General features: G+C 52.1%; 2 tRNA genes and 3 rRNA genes. All 5 read right to left on the bottom strand.

The annotated features are described in order from the left end of the window. Positions 1 to 95 (bottom strand): 23S ribosomal RNA (locus ACFFT4_RS28190); the annotation flags it as partial. A gap of 255 nt (positions 96 to 350) precedes the next feature. Further along, positions 351 to 426, bottom strand: a tRNA-Ala gene (locus ACFFT4_RS28185). 25 nt (positions 427 to 451) lie between these two features. After that, positions 452 to 528: transfer RNA gene (locus ACFFT4_RS28180), tRNA-Ile, on the bottom strand. Positions 529 to 601: 73 nt separating this feature from the next. Continuing rightward, a 5S ribosomal RNA gene (rrf, locus tag ACFFT4_RS28175) occupies positions 602 to 718 on the bottom strand. A 158-nt stretch (positions 719 to 876) separates the two neighbouring features. Continuing rightward, positions 877 to 946 (bottom strand): 16S ribosomal RNA (locus ACFFT4_RS28170); the annotation flags it as partial.

Raw genomic sequence — 946 nt, 5'->3', positions numbered from 1 at the left:
CACTTACAACTCCCCGAAGCACTATCGCGGTTCGTCGCGTCCTTCATCGGCTCCTGGCGCCTAGGCATCCTCCGTGCGCTCTTATTAGCTTAACCTACTGCAACTGCTAAGATTAGCCGTTAGGATAATCTTCAGTTGTCAGTCCGCTGCAACTGTTAAACGTTAGCCGAAGGCTAATGTTCAGTTGTCAGCATCATGAGTTGACACTAGTAAGGCAGAGATGCTTCCTTCTTCTTCGCGCGAACATGTTCATCCGAAGACGTTCATGTCGTTTGGTTCGCTATCCAGTTTTCAAGGTACAAGGTTTTCTCCCGCACATCAACGCGTCGTCGATGTGCGTTGGGTAAAGATGGTGGAGACAAGGAGGATCGAACTCCTGACCCCCTGCGTGCAAGGCAGGTGCTCTCCCAGCTGAGCTATGTCCCCATGGGTAGAAGATCAATAAAAATCTTGGTTGGCCTTAGTGGACTCGAACCACCGACCTCACCCTTATCAGGGGTGCGCTCTAACCAGCTGAGCTAAAGGCCAATATTGCGCCCCTTCCTGCTGGGCGGCCTATACGCTCTTCTCCACTCGACTTCTCGAATCAGAGAAAAGACCGGCTTGGCAACGTCCTACTCTCCCAGGACCCTGCGGTCCAAGTACCATCGGCGCTGGAGGGCTTAACGGTCGTGTTCGGGATGGGTACGCGTGGCACCCCTCCGCCTTCATCACCAAACCGGTTCATTAACAACTGACGTTTATCCTCGCGGCTAAACTGGACAGCTGCAATGTTTTTTGAAAGATTGCTCTTTCAAAACTGAACTTGAGCGTAAGAAACGGTTTGCCACTCTGCTTTCGCAACCGTGGTCTTTATAGCTCCGAAGAGCTCCTTAGAAAGGAGGTGATCCAGCCGCACCTTCCGATACGGCTACCTTGTTACGACTTCACCCCAATCATCTACCCC

Origin of the sequence: Cohnella cellulosilytica, from assembly GCF_042431195.1 — a bacterium.
GTDB classification, from domain to species: domain Bacteria; phylum Bacillota; class Bacilli; order Paenibacillales; family Paenibacillaceae; genus Cohnella; species Cohnella cellulosilytica.
Note: the sequence above shows the minus strand (reverse complement) of the source record. Positions and strands in the feature narration are given on the sequence as shown.